Origin of the sequence: Nitrosophilus alvini (assembly GCF_015100395.1) — a bacterium.
Taxonomy (GTDB): Bacteria; Campylobacterota; Campylobacteria; order Campylobacterales; family Nitratiruptoraceae; genus Nitrosophilus; species Nitrosophilus alvini.
Genome location: NZ_AP022847.1, coordinates 263,906 through 280,761, shown reverse-complemented (window position 1 = coordinate 280,761; position 16,856 = coordinate 263,906). Strand labels below are relative to the sequence as shown.

Annotated in this window: 19 protein-coding genes; 2 read left to right on the top strand and 17 right to left on the bottom strand. The window is 38.7% G+C overall.

Annotated elements, in window-relative coordinates; translation table 11 throughout:
• Window positions 1-3: 3 nt before the first annotated feature.
• From EPR_RS01605 to EPR_RS01565, 9 genes are all read right to left on the bottom strand, one after another.
• On the bottom strand, window positions 4-726 hold the full coding sequence (locus EPR_RS01605; protein ID WP_200763410.1) for a Nif3-like dinuclear metal center hexameric protein: 723 nt from the start codon (window positions 724-726) through the stop codon (window positions 4-6).
• Complete coding sequence (gene glyQ, locus EPR_RS01600) at window positions 723-1,595, bottom strand: glycine--tRNA ligase subunit alpha (protein WP_200763402.1); 873 nt, start codon at window positions 1,593-1,595, stop codon at window positions 723-725. The genes EPR_RS01605 and glyQ overlap by 4 nt, the downstream gene beginning before the upstream one ends.
• 8 nt (window positions 1,596-1,603) lie before the next feature.
• Window positions 1,604-1,855 carry a glutaredoxin family protein gene (locus tag EPR_RS01595; RefSeq protein ID WP_200763400.1) on the bottom strand — a complete coding sequence of 84 codons (252 nt, stop codon included), beginning with the start codon at window positions 1,853-1,855 and terminating at the stop codon, window positions 1,604-1,606.
• A 78-nt stretch (window positions 1,856-1,933) separates the two neighbouring features.
• Entirely contained in the window at window positions 1,934-2,800 is an 867-nt protein-coding gene (locus EPR_RS01590; protein ID WP_200763390.1) for a damage-control phosphatase ARMT1 family protein, read from the bottom strand.
• Between the two features lie 72 nt (window positions 2,801-2,872).
• A complete protein-coding gene (gene purE / locus EPR_RS01585; RefSeq protein WP_200763389.1) occupies window positions 2,873-3,367 on the bottom strand; it encodes a 5-(carboxyamino)imidazole ribonucleotide mutase in 495 nt (164 codons plus the stop codon).
• Window positions 3,368-3,378: 11 nt separating this feature from the next.
• Entirely contained in the window at window positions 3,379-3,717 is a 339-nt protein-coding gene (locus EPR_RS01580; RefSeq protein WP_200763381.1) for a hypothetical protein, read from the bottom strand.
• The gene (locus EPR_RS01575; RefSeq protein WP_200763380.1) at window positions 3,701-4,975 is read right to left on the bottom strand and encodes a peptidase U32 family protein; all 1,275 of its coding nucleotides are present in this window, start codon (window positions 4,973-4,975) and stop codon (window positions 3,701-3,703) included. The genes EPR_RS01580 and EPR_RS01575 overlap by 17 nt, the downstream gene beginning before the upstream one ends.
• Window positions 4,962-5,441 (bottom strand): ankyrin repeat domain-containing protein, encoded by a 480-nt coding sequence (locus tag EPR_RS01570; protein WP_200763379.1) that lies wholly within the window; start codon window positions 5,439-5,441, stop codon window positions 4,962-4,964. Before EPR_RS01570 ends, EPR_RS01575 begins: the two co-directional genes overlap by 14 nt.
• Before the next feature lie 35 nt (window positions 5,442-5,476).
• Entirely contained in the window at window positions 5,477-5,965 is a 489-nt protein-coding gene (locus tag EPR_RS01565) for a hypothetical protein (RefSeq protein ID WP_200763378.1), read from the bottom strand.
• A 69-nt stretch (window positions 5,966-6,034) separates the two neighbouring features.
• Here EPR_RS01565 and EPR_RS01560 point away from each other — a divergent pair, with 69 nt between their 5' ends.
• Window positions 6,035-6,853, top strand: a complete 819-nt coding sequence (locus tag EPR_RS01560) for a histidinol-phosphatase (protein WP_200763377.1) — start codon at window positions 6,035-6,037, stop codon at window positions 6,851-6,853.
• Window positions 6,854-6,984: 131 nt separating this feature from the next.
• On the top strand, window positions 6,985-8,415 hold the full coding sequence (gene glnA / locus EPR_RS01555; protein WP_200763376.1) for a type I glutamate--ammonia ligase: 1,431 nt from the start codon (window positions 6,985-6,987) through the stop codon (window positions 8,413-8,415).
• A 41-nt stretch (window positions 8,416-8,456) separates the two neighbouring features.
• Here the strand turns inward: glnA and EPR_RS01550 are convergent, their stop codons facing one another.
• From EPR_RS01550 to alaS, 8 genes are all read right to left on the bottom strand, one after another.
• Window positions 8,457-8,870 (bottom strand): hypothetical protein, encoded by a 414-nt coding sequence (locus EPR_RS01550; protein WP_200763373.1) that lies wholly within the window; start codon window positions 8,868-8,870, stop codon window positions 8,457-8,459.
• A 19-nt stretch (window positions 8,871-8,889) separates the two neighbouring features.
• Entirely contained in the window at window positions 8,890-10,815 is a 1,926-nt protein-coding gene (locus EPR_RS01545) for a transglycosylase domain-containing protein (RefSeq protein WP_200763372.1), read from the bottom strand.
• The gene (locus tag EPR_RS01540; protein WP_200763371.1) at window positions 10,812-11,504 is read right to left on the bottom strand and encodes an ATP-binding cassette domain-containing protein; all 693 of its coding nucleotides are present in this window, start codon (window positions 11,502-11,504) and stop codon (window positions 10,812-10,814) included. Before EPR_RS01540 ends, EPR_RS01545 begins: the two co-directional genes overlap by 4 nt.
• Window positions 11,491-12,588 carry an aminotransferase class I/II-fold pyridoxal phosphate-dependent enzyme gene (locus EPR_RS01535; RefSeq protein WP_200763370.1) on the bottom strand — a complete coding sequence of 366 codons (1,098 nt, stop codon included), beginning with the start codon at window positions 12,586-12,588 and terminating at the stop codon, window positions 11,491-11,493. Before EPR_RS01535 ends, EPR_RS01540 begins: the two co-directional genes overlap by 14 nt.
• 70 nt (window positions 12,589-12,658) lie before the next feature.
• Window positions 12,659-13,219, bottom strand: a complete 561-nt coding sequence (maf, locus tag EPR_RS01530) for a septum formation inhibitor Maf (RefSeq protein ID WP_200763369.1) — start codon at window positions 13,217-13,219, stop codon at window positions 12,659-12,661.
• A 70-nt stretch (window positions 13,220-13,289) separates the two neighbouring features.
• Window positions 13,290-13,718, bottom strand: a complete 429-nt coding sequence (speD, locus tag EPR_RS01525) for an adenosylmethionine decarboxylase (protein WP_200763368.1) — start codon at window positions 13,716-13,718, stop codon at window positions 13,290-13,292.
• A gap of 20 nt (window positions 13,719-13,738) precedes the next feature.
• The gene (locus EPR_RS01520; protein ID WP_200763366.1) at window positions 13,739-14,218 is read right to left on the bottom strand and encodes a hypothetical protein; all 480 of its coding nucleotides are present in this window, start codon (window positions 14,216-14,218) and stop codon (window positions 13,739-13,741) included.
• Window positions 14,219-14,238: 20 nt separating this feature from the next.
• A complete protein-coding gene (gene alaS / locus EPR_RS01515; RefSeq protein WP_200763365.1) occupies window positions 14,239-16,800 on the bottom strand; it encodes an alanine--tRNA ligase in 2,562 nt (853 codons plus the stop codon).
• Window positions 16,801-16,856: the final 56 nt, after the last annotated feature.

Here is a 16,856-nt window from a genome sequence, read left to right as displayed (position 1 = left end):
CCTTTATAAATATTCGAAAGGATTTTTTGAGGGTGTTATTATAACCTCTATTTCATATTTTTTCAAATGAGAGGCCAGAATTTCCGCAAAATAGCGTTCACTCTCATAATGACCTATATCTATCATACTAAGACCCACCGCTTTTGCTTCCATTGCATCATGATACTTTATATCACCTGTTAAAAAAAGGTCTGCTTTTACCTCTTTTATCAGCGATCCTCCAGATCCGGTTGTAAGAGCTACTCTTTTTATACGCTCTTTAGTTTTTACACTTTTCAAAATCGGCAGATTCAGATTTTTTTTGACCAAGTCTGCAATCTCTTCAAAGCTCATATCCACATCATAGTAGCATATAAAATCGTCACAAATGGCGCTTTCAAAATCCAAAATTTTATGAGCCACATATCTGTTAAGATGTGTTTTATCAAAGTTTGTATGCATAGCAATCATTGAGATATTTTTCTTTATCATCTCTCTTATCAGTATAGAAGGATACTCGCTAAAATTAAGAGATTTCAGCGGAGAAAAAATAAGAGGATGATGAACTATCAGCAGCGTATTTGCCGGAACTCTTTCCAGCAGTTCGGCATCTATATCCATTGAAAGTACAACATTTTCCGGCTCTTCGTAAAAAGTTCCAACCTGAAGGCCGCTATTGTCCCATTTCTCCTGAAGCTCGAAAGGACTCAATTCATCAAGAATGTTGTATATATCTATAATTTTCATGCGCTCTCTTTTAGCTCCGTAACCTCTTTGTAAACTTCCGCACATCCTCTGGCGAGCTCTCTTACTTTTAGTATGAAGTTCTGTCTTTGTGTGACTGAAATGGCCTTTCTCGCATCAAGTGTATTGAAAATATGAGAAGCCAAAAGACACTGGTCATATGCCGGAAGCGGAAGTTTTTCCTCAAGACACCTTTTACACTCATTTCTTGCATTTTCAAAATGTTCAAACAGCATATCCGTATCGGCAACTTCAAAATTGTATCTGCTGAATTCAAATTCGCCTCTTTTATGCACATCGCCGTATGTGGTTTTTTTGCCGTCAAACTCATTCCAGACGATATCAAAAACACTCTCCACCTCTTGCAGATACATGGCCAGTCGTTCAGTCCCGTATGTAATTTCTACGGCAACAGGTTCACATGTAAAACCTCCTACCTGTTGAAAATAGGTAAACTGTGTAATTTCCATGCCGTCAAGCCACACCTCCCAGCCAAGCCCCCAGGCTCCGAGAGTAGGACTCTCCCAGTTATCTTCTACAAAGCGAATGTCGTGCTTTTTTATATCAAGGCCCAGAAATTCAAGGCTTTTGAGATAAAGTTCCTGAATATTGTCGGGGCTAGGCTTTATGAGCACCTGAAATTGATAATAAGCCCCCAGCCTGTTCGGATTTTCTCCGTATCTTCCGTCGGTAGGCCTTCTTGAAGGTGCAACATATGCCGTTGACCAGGGTTTGTTATCAAGGCTTTTAAGAAATGTAGCGGGATGAAATGTCCCGGCCCCGCTCGGTATATCGTATGGCTGCATTATAGTGCACCCCTGGTTTGCCCAATATGTCTGAAGCTTGAGTAAAAGTTCGCTGAATGTTATCATCTATTCTCCTAAATTCCCAACTCTTTATTTATTTTTGCCTGATCAAAACCGCATATCCATCTGCTTCCGATAAGTACAACAGGTACTCCTCTGCATCCATGTCTTTCACAGTCGAGTGCCGCTTTTTTATCTCTGCTTATATCTATCTCTTTGAATCTTATCCCTTTTGCCCTAAAGTAGTTTTTGGCTTTTACGCACCAGTGGCATCCGGGACCTGTAAAAAGTACTACTCTTTTTTGAGGTTTTTTTGCTTCACTCATACAACCTCCTTTTTTTCTTGACTCGTGACTTGTGATTTTTTATCACACACCCACACACACTCACACTAGCATAACCTATCATTCGATTCCGTTATTCATACAAATTATATCACCAACCCGCTTTCCCACTTTTGAAGCCACTACATTGCATTTTACTTTGAAGAGAAAGAAAACTCTTTTGTCTTTTCTCTCTTCCATGCATTCATAGTTTCCCATACCTTTGGCAAGGATCAGATCCACCTTGTCAAAAAGCTCTTTGGTCTCTTCGTTTGCTCTTTCGTATACAAATCCGGGTGTATCAACTCCGCTATTTACTATAGTGGCGATTTTGTCTATATCAATGGCTTTTACGTCGCTTGGAGTAACATCATTGATGATAGGCTTCCCCCTTGTTACATAGTAGATATCCAGACCTGGATTGAAATCAAAAAGAATCTCCATCATTATTTTGTCAAAAACATGTTCGCCCACATTGTCGCCGATAACCATCAGAGTTTTCGCATCTTTGACTCTCTTTTTAAAAAGAGGCTTATCATCAATAGCAAATTCGGTTTCAAAAATAGTATCTATCTCTTTTTCGATATCAAATATCACTTCAGTCGCAAAATCTATCACATTGCCTGCAACCGCCGCTCTTAAAGCCGCATCCACATCATCTTCGCTCTTATTTATCTTTTCAAGTACCAAATCCATCAGCTTGAAGGCTTTGTTTGTAGACTCTATCTTTTTGGTTTCGTAAACATCTTCTTTTCCCAATACTTTAGATATTTTAGGATAAAGAATTGCAGCGGCTTCAGGCGGTGTTTGGTTTAGATCGAATTTCGCTAAAGTTAAAGCAGCCACATCCAAAACTTTTTTGGCACTGATATCGTCACAATCAAGAGCCTTAGTGACCCTTAGCATCTGGTTGAAAAGACATACCAGACAATCAGGTTTCATATTCATTTTTATCCTTGGTAAAACGTAATGCGTGATACGTAATGCACGGCATAATCATAGATACGTATCTCTATCACGTTATAGCAAAACCTCTATTTCACTTGAATCAGCCTCCACTTTTTTAGCTTTTGCTATTCTGTCTTCTTCAAGTTTTACTTTCAGTTCGTCATCGTCAATTGCAAGTATCTGCATGGCAAGATATGCCGCATTTACCGCTCCAGCTTTCCCTACTGCTACAGTTGCCACAGGCATGCCGGCAGGCATCTGAACTGTACTTAGAAGCGCATCCATTCCATCCATAAAACCACCTTTCATAGGAACGCCTACTACAGGTTTTGTAGTTAGAGACGCCACTACACCGGCAAGATGAGCGGCCATTCCGGCAGCACATATAAACACTTTTGCGCCTTTTTTTTCTGCATCTACCACATATGTTTTTGTTCTGTGTGGACTTCTGTGAGCACTGGATATTATCATCTCATACTGTACACCAAACTTTTCTAATACATTGGCACACTCTTTCATAACCTCATAATCGCTTTTACTTCCCATAATGATAGATATAAATCTCATGAATTCTCCTTTTATTTTTTACTTGCTGTTTTGCCTAAAAATTCATTATATTGCACACTATCCTCAACGTTTTCACATATGCACTCCGTTTCAGGCTCAATTTTGATACTAAAATCTCTGTATTTTTTCTGGAGGGCAAATTTTAAAAAATATATCGAGGCATAAACTCCAATGCCAATTGAAACAAGATTTGAAATTATATAAATATTTTCTTTTGATAAACCAAAAAGAGAACCGATAAAACCAATCATAAAGGTAAAAATCGAAGTAGCTACAATCGTAGCTACGGCAACTCTCCACTGCCAAGCCCACCAGATGGCTAAAACTTTTTTATTAGTCAGTTTTTCCAACTTCTCTCCTGAAAAATGAAAACGCAGGAAGGCGGCAGGGAAGTTTTACGGGATTTGTATTTCCGCTGTGAATACACTCCATCTCTTTTCCGCTTTTTGTTTCTATCTTGTAAAATCTGATAAACCAGTTTCCCTCTTTTTCGTAAACTTTTCCTATCTCGTTTTCACAAGGCTCCAATTTAGAGTTTGGCGGAGCTATGATTTCCACCTCATCGTTTATGCACATCCTGTCTTTGCACATAAAATAGAAGCCGTCCTCTGTAACTTCGGCAGTTACTTGATGAGTTCCTTCACTGATTGAACTGTCAAGTTTTTGCGTTCCCTCTTTTTCATATGGGCGCTGCACTAGATAAGCATCAGTAAAACCTCTGTGTTTTGTTGTATGAAGCTCTTTTTGATAAAGCTCGGGGTGAAACTCGCCTCTGTAATAGTCATCTATAGCCTGCCTGTAAGCTTTTGCTGTAATTGCGGCATAATACGGACTTTTAGTACGCCCCTCTATCTTAAGGCTGTCTACCGCGCCGCTGTCAAGTATCTCTTTGATATGGCTTGCAAGATTGAGATCTTTAGCGTTCATTATGTATGTTCCCTCACCGGGCTGCTCTTCAAGCTTGAAAAGTGTTCCGGTTTCGGGGTTTTCGGCATACAGTACATAAGGAAACCTGCAGTCGTTTGCACAGCTTCCTCTGTTTGGAACTCTGCCGCTTTGCATTGTACTTATTAGGCATCTGCCGCTATAAGCAAAACACATGGAGCCGTGTACAAAAACCTCCAGTTCAAGTTCGGGAACTCTTCTTTTTATCTCTGCAAGGTCTTTGAGACTGATTTCGCGTGCCGCAATTATTCTCTTTACCCCGGCTTCATAATAAAATTCTGCATCAAGATAGTTCATAACATTTGCCTGGGTTGAAAGATGCAGGTCTATATGAGGAGCAATCTCCCGACACAGTTTGATGACACCCGGAGTACTCACTATAAAAGCATCAGGATTAAGCTCTGCCATCTTCTGGATATGAGTTCTGAAAAGCTTTATCTGCGAATTGAAAGGAAAACCGTTTATTGTACAATAGACTTTTTTCCCCATCGCATGAGCATATTCGATACCTTCTTTGAAACTCTCCAGATCAAACTCTTTCCCGGCTCTGATTCTGAGAGAAAAGTGGCTTACTCCCCCATATACAGCATCTGCTCCGTAATTTAGAGCGATTTTAAGTTTTTCAAGATTTCCGGCAGGACTTAAAAGTTCAACTCTTTTCATACTCCTCCAACATTTTTAAAGTTTTTTTATTTCCTGTTATCCGCGCATAGTCAAATGCCGTTTTATTAAAACTGTCTTTGATATTTTTGTCAACTCCGTACTCCAAAAGATATTCCACTATATCCTCACATCCGTAGCTTACGGCTGCCATAAGGGGTGTAAAACCGCTTTTTCGTTTTGTAGTATTCGGATCTATACCTTTTTGAACAAGAAGTTTTACAATATCGAGTCTTCCTTTTTTTATGGAATCATCCAAAATACCCACACCCTCTTCATCAATTTCGTATATATTCGCACCTGCTTCTATCAAAATTTCTACCGTTTTTATATCTGCATTTCTGTTGACCGCATATCTTAAAAGTGAAAAATTTTCACTATTTTTTAGAGTATTTATATCTTCTATTTCGGACAGTTTTTCTGCAATACCTTTAGTATCATTCTCCTCAATCATTTTAAATATTTCCATCTCCCCTCCTTTTCAAACGCAATTATACATTAAGATTATTCAAAACTTAAAGCTAGGTGAAGAGTCCCGCTGGATGAAGGCAGTTTTATTTTATATACGGCCGGCTTTTCGATTATTGCAAAATTACCGTTTTGCAATTTTTTGATAATCATCTTCTTTTTGCTTGGTATTTTATATTTTATTTTTCCTTTTTTTGTCAAGAAAACTATCTTTTTGCCGTTATACCAAAAAGGTATCTCTTCTATCATATCTATTTTGGGCTTTGCATCCTTTTTGCAGAAGTTTATGTACAAAATATAAATATTGTCTTTATAGTGAGATATCTTGTATCTTTTCATTCTGTATCTGCCAGCAGCTGTTTTAACTTCAAAATCATAGTCTGCATATCCAGATGTGATTATTATATCTGTAACAGCTTCTTCATTTTCAATCATAAAAGCCCGTTCAACCTCACTTGCATCAAACGCAAACACTCCTAGAGGAAGAGCGGTTATAATAAAAATAGCAAACAATTTTTTAATCATATATGACCTTTAAGAGATTATTCATTAATATATCAAAGTTTTATTATAACAAAAGACAAAAGGCTGAAAATGAGAGTCGATTTACACAACCACACATCGCTTTGCAATCATGCTGAAGGCTCGATAGATGAATATATAGAAAAGGCTATAGAGAAAAAAATAGATATTTTCGGTTTTTCAGACCACGCTCCTATGAAATTTGACCAAAAATACAGAATGAGTCTTGAAGAAGCGGATTTGTACGAAAAAAACATTTTGGAAGCAAAAGAAAAATACAAAAACAGTATCGAAATTCTGCTGGGATATGAAGTTGATTTTATACCTGGACTCATTGAAAATAGGATCTTATGTGCGGAAGTGGACTACCTTATAGGAGCGGTTCATTTTTTGCCTAAGTCCAAAGAACATAAAGATATTTTGATACATCAGGATCTTTGGGGATTTGACAACCCTGAATTTATAGGTGAATATAAAAACAAAGATATTGACAAAATATGGCAGGACTATTTTGACGCTATTGAGCAGATGGCAAAAAGCGGTCTGTTTCAGATAGCTGCGCATCTAGATCTTATAAAAGTTTTCAATTTCAAACCGAAAAAAGATATCAGACTAATAGCTAAAAACGCAATCAAAGCAATAAAAAAGTCCGATATGGTTATCGAAATTTCTCCTGCAGGAATAAGAAAGCCGGTAGAAGAGATATATCCTTCAAAAGAGCTTCTTGAGATAGCATATGAACTAGACATTCCCATAACATTCGGAAGCGATGCGCACAGTCCCGATCATGTAGGATATAAAAGAGAGACAATTGAAAATTTTGCAAAAAGTATAGGTTACACAAAATGTGCATACTATCGTAAAAAAGAGAGGATATTGGTCGATTTTTAAACAGAAAAATCGACTATACATATATATTGTTTCTCATTTCTGATCATTTTTTAATCAATAGGTCAATTTAAATTTTATATTATTTTCGATATTATAATATGACTTGAAAATTTATCAAAGGAGTTGTTCAAATGGGTAAATTTGTAAACAGTGTAGAGGAGTTTTTCAGTTTCTGCAAAGAGAACGAGATTGAATTTGTCGATTTTCGCTTTACGGATATAAAAGGGGCTTGGCACCACATCACATATACGATGAAAGCGGTAAACGAAGAGATGCTTAAAAACGGTATGCCTTTTGACGGTTCTTCTATTGAAGCGTGGCAGCCGATAAACAAGTCTGACATGATTTTGAAGCCGGAAGTCGAAACTGCTTTCATCGATCCTTTCACTGCTGATCCGACAGTTATAGTTTTCTGTGACGTATACGATATATACAAAGGCCAAATGTATGAAAAATGCCCAAGATCTATAGCTAAAAAAGCTCTAGAATACTTGAAAGAATCAGGAATAGGCGATGTGGCATATTTCGGTCCTGAAAACGAGTTCTTTATTTTCGACGATGTAAAAATAAAAGATGATATAAATATTCAGTATTTTGAAGTAGATACAGAAGAAGGGGAGTGGAATACCGCTACAGAATATACTGAAAGTTACAACACTGCCCACAGACCGGGAACAAAAGGCGGATATTTTCCTGTTCCTCCAGTTGACAGTATGATGGACCTAAGAGCAGAAATCATGAAAGTTCTTGAAGAAGTAGGTCTTGAAGTTACTCTGGGACACCATGAGGTTGCACAGGGACAGGGCGAAATAGGTGTAAAATTCGGTACTCTCATCGAAGCTGCAGACAATGTTCAGATTCTCAAATATGTGGTCAAAAACGTTGCACATATCAACGGAAAAACTGCAACATTTATGCCAAAACCTCTCTTTGGAGACAACGGAAACGGAATGCATACACATATGTCCATCTGGAAAGATGGCAAAAACCTCTTTTATAAAGAAGGTGAATATGGAAACATAAGCGAAATAGCCAAGAATTTTATCGGTGGAATCTTCCATCATGCAAAAGCGGTAGCAGCTTTGACAAATGCAACTACAAACTCTTATAAAAGACTGATTCCCGGATTTGAAGCTCCATCAATTTTGACATTCTCTTCTCAAAACAGATCAGCTTCATGCAGAATCCCGTTCGGCGCGGGTGAAAAATCGACAAGAATAGAGATGAGATTCCCTGACAGCAGTGCAAACCCTTATCTTGCTTTTACTGCTCTATTGATGGCGGGACTTGACGGAATAAAAAACAAATATGAGCCGGTAGGTCCGATGGATATCGATCTATTTGAATTAACACTTGATGAAATCAGAGAAAAAGGAATTCCTCAGCTACCTCATACCCTAAGAGAAGCGCTTGAGGCACTTATAGCTAACAACGATTTCCTTAAACCGGTACTTACAGATGAGTTTATTGAAACTTATCAGCACTACAAATTTGAAACTCAGGTATGGCCTGACGAAGCAAGACCTACAGCTTACGAATTCAAATCAACATACTCTTGCTGATATTCAAAGAGGCTCTCGCCTCTTTGATACTATATAACCTCCTATTTCCCTGTTTCGCCGAATCTCTCTTTTACATAATTTTTGAAAAAACTTGTACAGCATCCCCCGCTGGGATTTCTAAGAGAACAGTTGCATCCATGGAGTTTGACTTTTAGTTTCTTCTCTTTAAAAGAATCCGCTTTGATGTTCGCTTTTGTGTAGTTGAAACAAAAACAGATTATTCCGTTTTCACTTGAACTGGCCTTATATCCCACTTCTCTTATCACATCTTCTTGTGTTAACCCCTCGGCAGATGTAAAATATATATTTTCGCAATTCTCATTCCAGCAAAAATAGTAATTTTTTTCCTTATCAATTTTTGATATATCCTTTAAATGACACATCAAAGTCTCATGTTCTACTTTTTGTCCTTTTGTTTTGCATTTGGGACACATATCTTCGGCAATAAAAAACATCTCTTTCCTTTCCTCGTTTTTAAAACAGCAATCTCTCTTGTCCGGAATTTTGTATAGCAGGCGGTTTTGAAATATCTGTAAACACCTCTTTTTTTCCGTTTATTTTAGTAAATATCACACCGTCCGGAATATCAAACTCTCTTTTTAGCTCCGGATGTTTTTTTAAAAGCTTTTTGAAAAAATATCCAAAAACCGGTGCTGCTGCAACTCCTCCGGCCTCACCTCTTCTCATAGGCTTATTGTCATCTTTTCCATACCATACAATAACCTCTATACTAGGCGAAAATCCACAGAACCATGCATCTATGTTGTTGTTTGTAGTTCCTGTTTTTCCGGCAAGTTCTATACCTTTTACTTTTGCTCTTCTACCGGTTCCTCTTTTGACAACATCTTTTAAAATATCTATCATCAGATATGCCTGTTTCGGCTCAAAAAGTTCTCTGCTTTCTACCTCATACTCTATGACCGTCTCTTTGTCCCTGTCCAAAACTTTTGATATAAGCCTTGGCTCAACCTTTTTACCGTAGTTCGAGATTATGGAGTAAAAGCCGGCAAACTCGTAAGGCGACATACCCATACTTCCCAATGAAAGAGAGAGGTCCAAGGGAATATCTTTAAATCCAAACTTTTTAAGCTCTTTATAGATAGTAACCAGACCTATTTCATTAACAAGATTTATAGTTGCAAGGTTTCTTGAGTGTACAAGGGCTTCTCTGAGCGTTATCAATCCTTTAAAATCTTTTTCATAGTTTTTGGGCTGCCACTTTTTGGTAATATCTTTATTGTCAAATTCATAAGTCCTTGCAATATCGGGTATCAGAGTGGCCGGAGAGTATCCAAGATTTAAAGCCGCCTGATATATGAAAGGCTTGAAACTAGATCCAGGCTGTCTTTTTGCCTGCGTAGCCCTGTTGAAAGAACTCTCCTGATAATTCACCCCGCCAACCAGGGCAAGTATATCTCCTGTGGTATTTTCCATAACAACCATGGCACCGTTTAATTTATCTGTCTGTTCGCTGTTTTTTGCTCTTTTGATAATATTTTCATAACCAAATCCAAGAGCCTCTTTTGCCAGATCCTGATATTCAAGATCGATAGTCGTATATATCTCATATCCGCCTTTTTTGAGGTCTTCTAACTCTTTTGAGAGCCTCTTGACAACTTCATCGGTAACATAAGGCGCTCTGTTCTGTGTCAAAGTATCATTGTAGACAATAGGAACCTCTTTTAATGCTGCAGCAAAAGTGGCATCATCTATCCACCCGAGTTTGTGCATTCTAGAAAGAACCCTGTTTGCACGGTCAAGTGCGTGTTCCATATTTTTTGTAGGGTCATAATAACTGGGGGCTCTGGGAAGCCCTACAAGCATTGCGGCCTCTTTGAGTGTAAGGTCTTTTAATTCTTTTCTGAAATATCCATACGCAGCTGTTTTTATACCGTAGTATCCATGACCGAAAAATATCTGATTGAGATATCTCTCTATTATCTCCTCTTTAGAAAGAACAGTTTCGACTTTCAAAGCAAGCAGAACTTCTTTGAGTTTTCTTGAAAACTTCTTCTCTCTTGTCAGAACGGTATTTTTCACAAGCTGCTGTGTAAGGGTACTTGCTCCTTCTACAAGCCTCATAGCTTTTATATCTTTTATCAATGCTCTGAAGATTGCATCGAAATTGATACCGTTATGCTCAAAAAAGAGAGTATCTTCAATAGCCAAAAGAGCCTCAATTACTCTTGGAGGTATCTCTTCGTATTTTGCATAGATTCTGTGCTCTTTATCAAAAATATTTGCTATTAGGTTGCCGTTTCTGTCATAAATTCTTGTGGTAAGATCAGGTCTGTAGTCTATAACTTTATCCGCCTCATGGCGAATCTCATTATAGTAATAAAGCAGCCCTCCGAAAAGCCCCAGAAAGGCAACTATCAAAACAGATATAAAAAATCTCACTTTCTAAATTCCCTTTTTGCAAAATTTGCTTCTATCAATCTTTTCGTATACTCTTTTTCTGGATTTTCCAAAACTTTTTTTGTCTCTCCGCTCTCTACGATTTTACCCTCTTTTATAACTGATATATCTTTGCAGAGCCTTGATGCGCTCTGAATATCATGAGTAACAAAAAGTATCAGAAAATTCATTTTTTTACGCATATCTTCTATAAGTTCCAGTACAAGCTCTTTTGTATCGGGATCAAGAGCCGTAGTCGGTTCATCCAACAGAAGTAGCTTTGGCCTCAGTACCAGAGCCATCGCAATTATCGTACGCTGCAACTGCCCTCCGCTAAGTTCAGGCGGAAACCTGTACAAAAACTCCTTTTCAAGTCCCACCATCTCCATAAACTCTGCCGCCACTTTTTCTTCTGCCAGAAACTGATCTTTTATTTTTGTAAGCGGCGAAAGAGATGTAAAAGGATTTTGCGGAACAAGAGACACAGTTTCACCTCTTTTGAGTTCAAAATCGCTTTCATACTCTATTTCGCTTTTTAGATTCGGCGGCAACAAAAACAGGAGCGATTTGAGTGTAAGACTCTTCCCGCTTCCGCTCTCCCCCACAAGTGCAAGTGACTCTTTTATATCAAAAGATATATCAACAAGCACCTTCTGGGGGCTTTTTATAACAAGTTTTTTACATCTGAACATATTCTTTTACTTCTCTTAGCAGTTTTTTCAAATCTTCGCAGCTCTCTTTCAATCTCGGTATTATTCTAAGTATCGGCTCTTTTACTGTAGGCGGCCTGATAGCCCCTGTCAAAAATCCTTTTTGGGCCAAAACTTCTTGCAGTTGCAGGGCCTCTTTGGAATTTTTCACAGGAACACTCAGTATCAGAGACTCCATATCATAGCCCAAAATATCTTTTACAATCTTTTTTCTTTTATTCAACTTTTTTTTGATAGCTTCTTTCTTTTTTTCAATTTTTTTCAGCGCTTCATGGGCCAATAAAACATCAAAAATAGAGAGTGCCGTTGTATAGATAACACTTTTCGCCCTGTTTTCTAAAAAAGAGATTATTTCATTAGAAGCAAGTATATATGCTCCGTAGCTCCCGTAAGCTTTACCCAAAGTCCCCATCTTTATATGCTTCTTTGTAACAGGTATATTATAATAATCAAAAACTCCTGTCAGATTTTGCCCTAAAACACCGCTGCTGTGAGCTTCGTCCACAATCAAAAGCGCATCTGTTTCATCTGCGATATCAAATATCTCTTTTTTGACAACTTCACCGCTCATGGAGTATACGCCTTCGACAGCTATGATAACACGTCCTTTGACGCCTTTGGAGTTGATCTTTTTTTTCAGGTTATCCGGATCGTTATGCCTGAAAAAAACCACATCCGCAGGTGTAAGTTTTGCAGCCAAAACTCCGCTGGCGTGATACTCTTCGTCTATAAATATTGCATCACCGCGTCTTGGTAGCGCCTCTATTAAAGCGATATTTGCCAAAAATCCACTTCCTAAAACAATTCCAGCTTCAAAACCGTTTATCCTGCATAAATCATCTTCAAAATTTTTATGAATTTCTGTATATCCGTTTACAAGAAGTGAAGCTTTCGCAGCATTTAAAGGATATTTTTCTAATTTTTCGTATGCTTTTTTCAAAAGCCTTTTATCTTCGGCAAAACCAAGATAGTCATTTGATGCGAAATCGCAAAGATTTTTATCAAAAATTTTTCGGTGCCTGAAACGCCCGGCTCTTTTAAGTGCTTTCAGTTCCTTTTCATACATCTGTTCCCTTAAGATAAGTGAAAAGGTAAAAATATTTAAAAGCGATACTCCTTTTCACTTCGTCACCTCGTCATTTTTTTATATCCATAAAAGGAAGCAGCTTTTCAATAGTAAGCCCCCTTGCGCAACTCTCATATCCACGGACTTCTCTTATATACTTTTTACAAAATCCCTCTACCATGCATGCACCTGCTTTTCCTATCCACTCTTCGCTTTCTAAATACTCTTTCAAATCCTCTTCCTCAAATTCATCGAAAACATAATGCGTTGCCGAAAGATCTACAAACTCTTTTTTTTCGGATTTATACATAGTACATGTAAGAATAGTGACTCTGTTTCCGCTTTGACGCCTCAGTATTCTGTAAGCTTCCTCTTTGTTCCGCGCTTTTCTCAGTATCTCACCATCTACACTGACAACGGTATCGGCTACAATAAGAGGAAGATCTAGTCCAAATTTCTGAAGACAGTTGTCATATTTCCCTTTTGTCGCATGATAGACGAAACTTTCTGGCCTCCTATACTTTTCCAAAAGAGCCTCTTCATCAAAATCGCCGCTGCATTGTATAAACTCAATGCCGACCTCTTTCAGTATCTTGGCTCTCGTTTCGCTCGCACTGCAAAGTCTTACCATTGTTTCTCTTTTATTATTTATTCGTGATTCGTGATTGGCATTTCACCCACACCCACACTCACACTATCACTCATCTCTTCCCGATATCTTCCACCTTTGTTCCTTGACCGCTTATAAAACTTCCTCCCGGCTTGTGTCTGAGATCCGGTATATTCAAAACACCTCTTAAAACCGTCTCTACAGTCGCATTTTCCGTTCTGAATACTTTTTTGAGGTACTCATGGGCTTTCATAGGATCTACATGATCACCGCATGTAAATATATCTACAGCTGAAAAACCGTACTCCGGCCACGTATGGATAGTAAGATGGCTTTCACTTATAACCACTACACCGCTGACTCCGAAAGGCTCAAACCGGTGAAAAGAACTCCCTATCACCGTAGCTCCTGCAATTTCTGCCGCCTTTTTCAAAGCCTCTTCAACTTTTGCCACGTCGTTTATCGCATCCTCGTCGCATCGGTAATATTCAGCTAAAAGATGTTTTCCCAATGATTTCATCTCTTTCCTTTGGTAATATTTTAAAACCCTCTGAGCACCGTTCCCAAAAAAATTGCTATCAAACCAAGTATTATATTGACCGGTAACATATACTTGGAAAGTATCTGCATAAGTGATTTCGTTTTTTCATGGTTTCCTGCAATAAAAAACTGTTCAGCTCTTTTTCTTATATAAAACATTGAACCGTAATTTAAAGCCATAACTGTCCAGATACCTTCTTTAACATGCGTAAGATATCCAAAATCGGTATTTTTAAATCCCATCCCTATACTCATTACCACACCTGTAAAGACAATGATAACTAAAAAAGGCATTACCAGCATAAAGAGTCTGTATACGATCTCAAGTGTTCTTGCCAGTCTTATACGGCTGTCCTGAATGTTCTGTAAAGCTGGATGTACTGCAAACCTTACAGCAATCATGCCACCTACCCAGACAACAGCCCCCAAAATATGTAAGAAGAGTATATATCTGGCATATTCATTAAAAATCGTCTCCATTATCTCCCCCCCTCCGATTTTTATAAAATACTTTTTATATACTCTATCGCCTTTTTCATTGCTTCTTCTACCATTTCCGGTTTTTTGCCTCCAGCCTGCGCAAAATCTGGCCTTCCGCCTCCACCTCCGCCGACTACGGGCGCTATAGCTTTCACCCACTCTCCGGCTTTAACATTAACATTTTTAGCCCCTGCGGCAATGAGAACTTTGTCTCCTCTCTTTTGAAAAAGCATAACTGCAACTTTATCGTTTGCATTTTTTATATCGTCTATAATCTTTTTGATATCACCGGCTTCTATCTCGTCTACAATTACTTTTGTGCCGTTTATATCATAGCTTTTCAACTCTTTTGATGAAATTTTCTGGGCATTTGCAAGCTCGTTTTTCAGCTCTTTTATTTCATTTTTCAGTTTGTTGATACCCAAAATTACATCTTTGTTTTTTACTTCGGCCGCTGCTTCGGCAAGTCTGCTCCTCCACCCTTTTGCAGTTTTTACAGCACTCAGACCGCATACAGCCTCTATTCTTCTTACTCCACTGGATACTCCCGACTCTTTGGTTACATAAAAGCTTCCTATTTCGGCACTGTTTTTTACATGCGTACCGCCGCAAAGCTCCACACTAACATCACCAAAAGAAACAACCCTCACCCTATCACCATACTTCTCTCCAAAAAGAGCTATAGCTCCTCTTTTTTTGGCATCTTCAAAATCGGTTTCGATAATTTCGGCTTCAATCGCTTCTGCTATAACTTCATTTACAAAATTCTCAATTTTGTCTATCTCTTCCGGCGTAAGAGGTTTCGGATGTGAAAAGTCGAACCTGAGTCTTTCGGCTTCCACAAGGCTTCCCGCCTGTGTAACGTGGTCTCCCAAGATTTTTCTCAAAGCAGAATGCAGCAGATGTGTAGCGGAGTGATGTTTTGCTATCTCTCTTCTTGATCTGTCCACAACCGCTTTTACACTATCTCGGTTTTTAATCTCTTTTTTTGCCTCAACAAGAGAGAGATTGAGATCGAAAAATTTTCTTGTATCCAGAACTTCAGCAACTGTCTCGCCGCTTTCGTCAATCAGTTTCCCAATATCTCCCGTCTGCCCTCCGCTTTCGGCATAAAAAGGAGTTTTGTCAAGCAGAACCCATCCTCTCTTTTTGGGCTCAAGCTTTTCTGTGAGCCTGAACTCTTCATCAAGAAGAGCTTCTATTTTTGCTTCTGCCTCGCTGTTTTCATATCCTACAAACCGGTTTTGACCGATTTTTTCGACAAGCTCTTTAAAATCACCGCTCATAGCCGCATCGCCACTGCCTTTCCATGCGGCTTTGGCTCTTTCTTTCTGCTCACTCATAAGTTTTTCAAACTCCTGGATATCGAGTTCTATCCCTTTTTCTCTCAGCATATCTTCCGTAAGGTCGAGAGGAAAACCGTATGTATCATAAAGTTTAAAGGCAACAGCCCCGCTGAATTTACCGGATGCTTTTGAAAGTTCCTCTTCAAAAAGCTTCATTCCCGACTCAATAGTCTGATAAAACCTCTCCTCTTCCGTCTTTATCTGGGACTTTACAAAATCTTTTTTCTCCTCCAGATACTTATACGGATTTTTCATCAGTTCTACGACAACATCCACAAGTTTGTACATAAAAGGCTCTTTCAGCCCCAGCATATAACCGTGTCTTACACCGCGTCTAAGGATTCTTCTAAGAACATATCCTCGCCCCTCCTTATCAAACATCACCCCCTGGGCAAGAAGGAAGGTCACAGCCCTTATATGGTCTGCTATGACCCTGAAACTGGCGCCTTTTTCATAAACATACCTAATACCAGTGAGTTTTTCTATCTCTTTGATTATAGGCATAAACAAAGAGGAGTCGTAGTTGCTCAAAACCCCTTCTTTTACGGCTGTTATCCTCTCTAGCCCCATTCCCGTGTCTATGGACGGTTTCGGAAGGGGATGAAGTTTCCCCTCTTCATCTCTGTTGTACTGCATAAAAACAAGATTCCAGATCTCAAGAAATCTGTCTCCTTCGCCTCCGAGATAGTCCTCCGGACCATTGAAGTGCTCCTCGCCCTGGTCAAAAAATATTTCGCTACAAGGACCGCAAGGGCCAGTATCACCCATCTGCCAAAAGTTGTCTTTGTCTCCGAAACGTTTTATTCTCTTCTCTTTTACATACTTTTTCCATATCTCATACGCTTCATCGTCACTCTCATGAACAGTCACCCACAATTTTTCGACAGGCAGTTTTAATATATCCGTAACAAATTCCCACGCATAAGCGATGGCCTCCTCTTTGAAATAGTCACCAAAAGAGAAGTTTCCCAACATCTCGAAAAATGTGTGGTGTCTGGCTGTATATCCTACATTTTCAAGGTCATTATGTTTGCCTCCCGCTCTTATGCATGTCTGGCAACTTGCCGCTCTTGGAGGTTCTGGAGGAGGAAGTTCGCCTGTAAATATCTTTTTAAATGGAACCATTCCTGCATTAGTAAAAAGAAGTGTAGGGTCATCCGGAACCAGAGGGGCACTGGGATATATTTTATGCCCTTTTGATTCAAAATATTTTAAAAACTCTTCTCTGATACCCATATTTTGCCTTATAGTTTTAAATTTAAATTCTGTTTTCTTAAAAGTGTATATTTTAC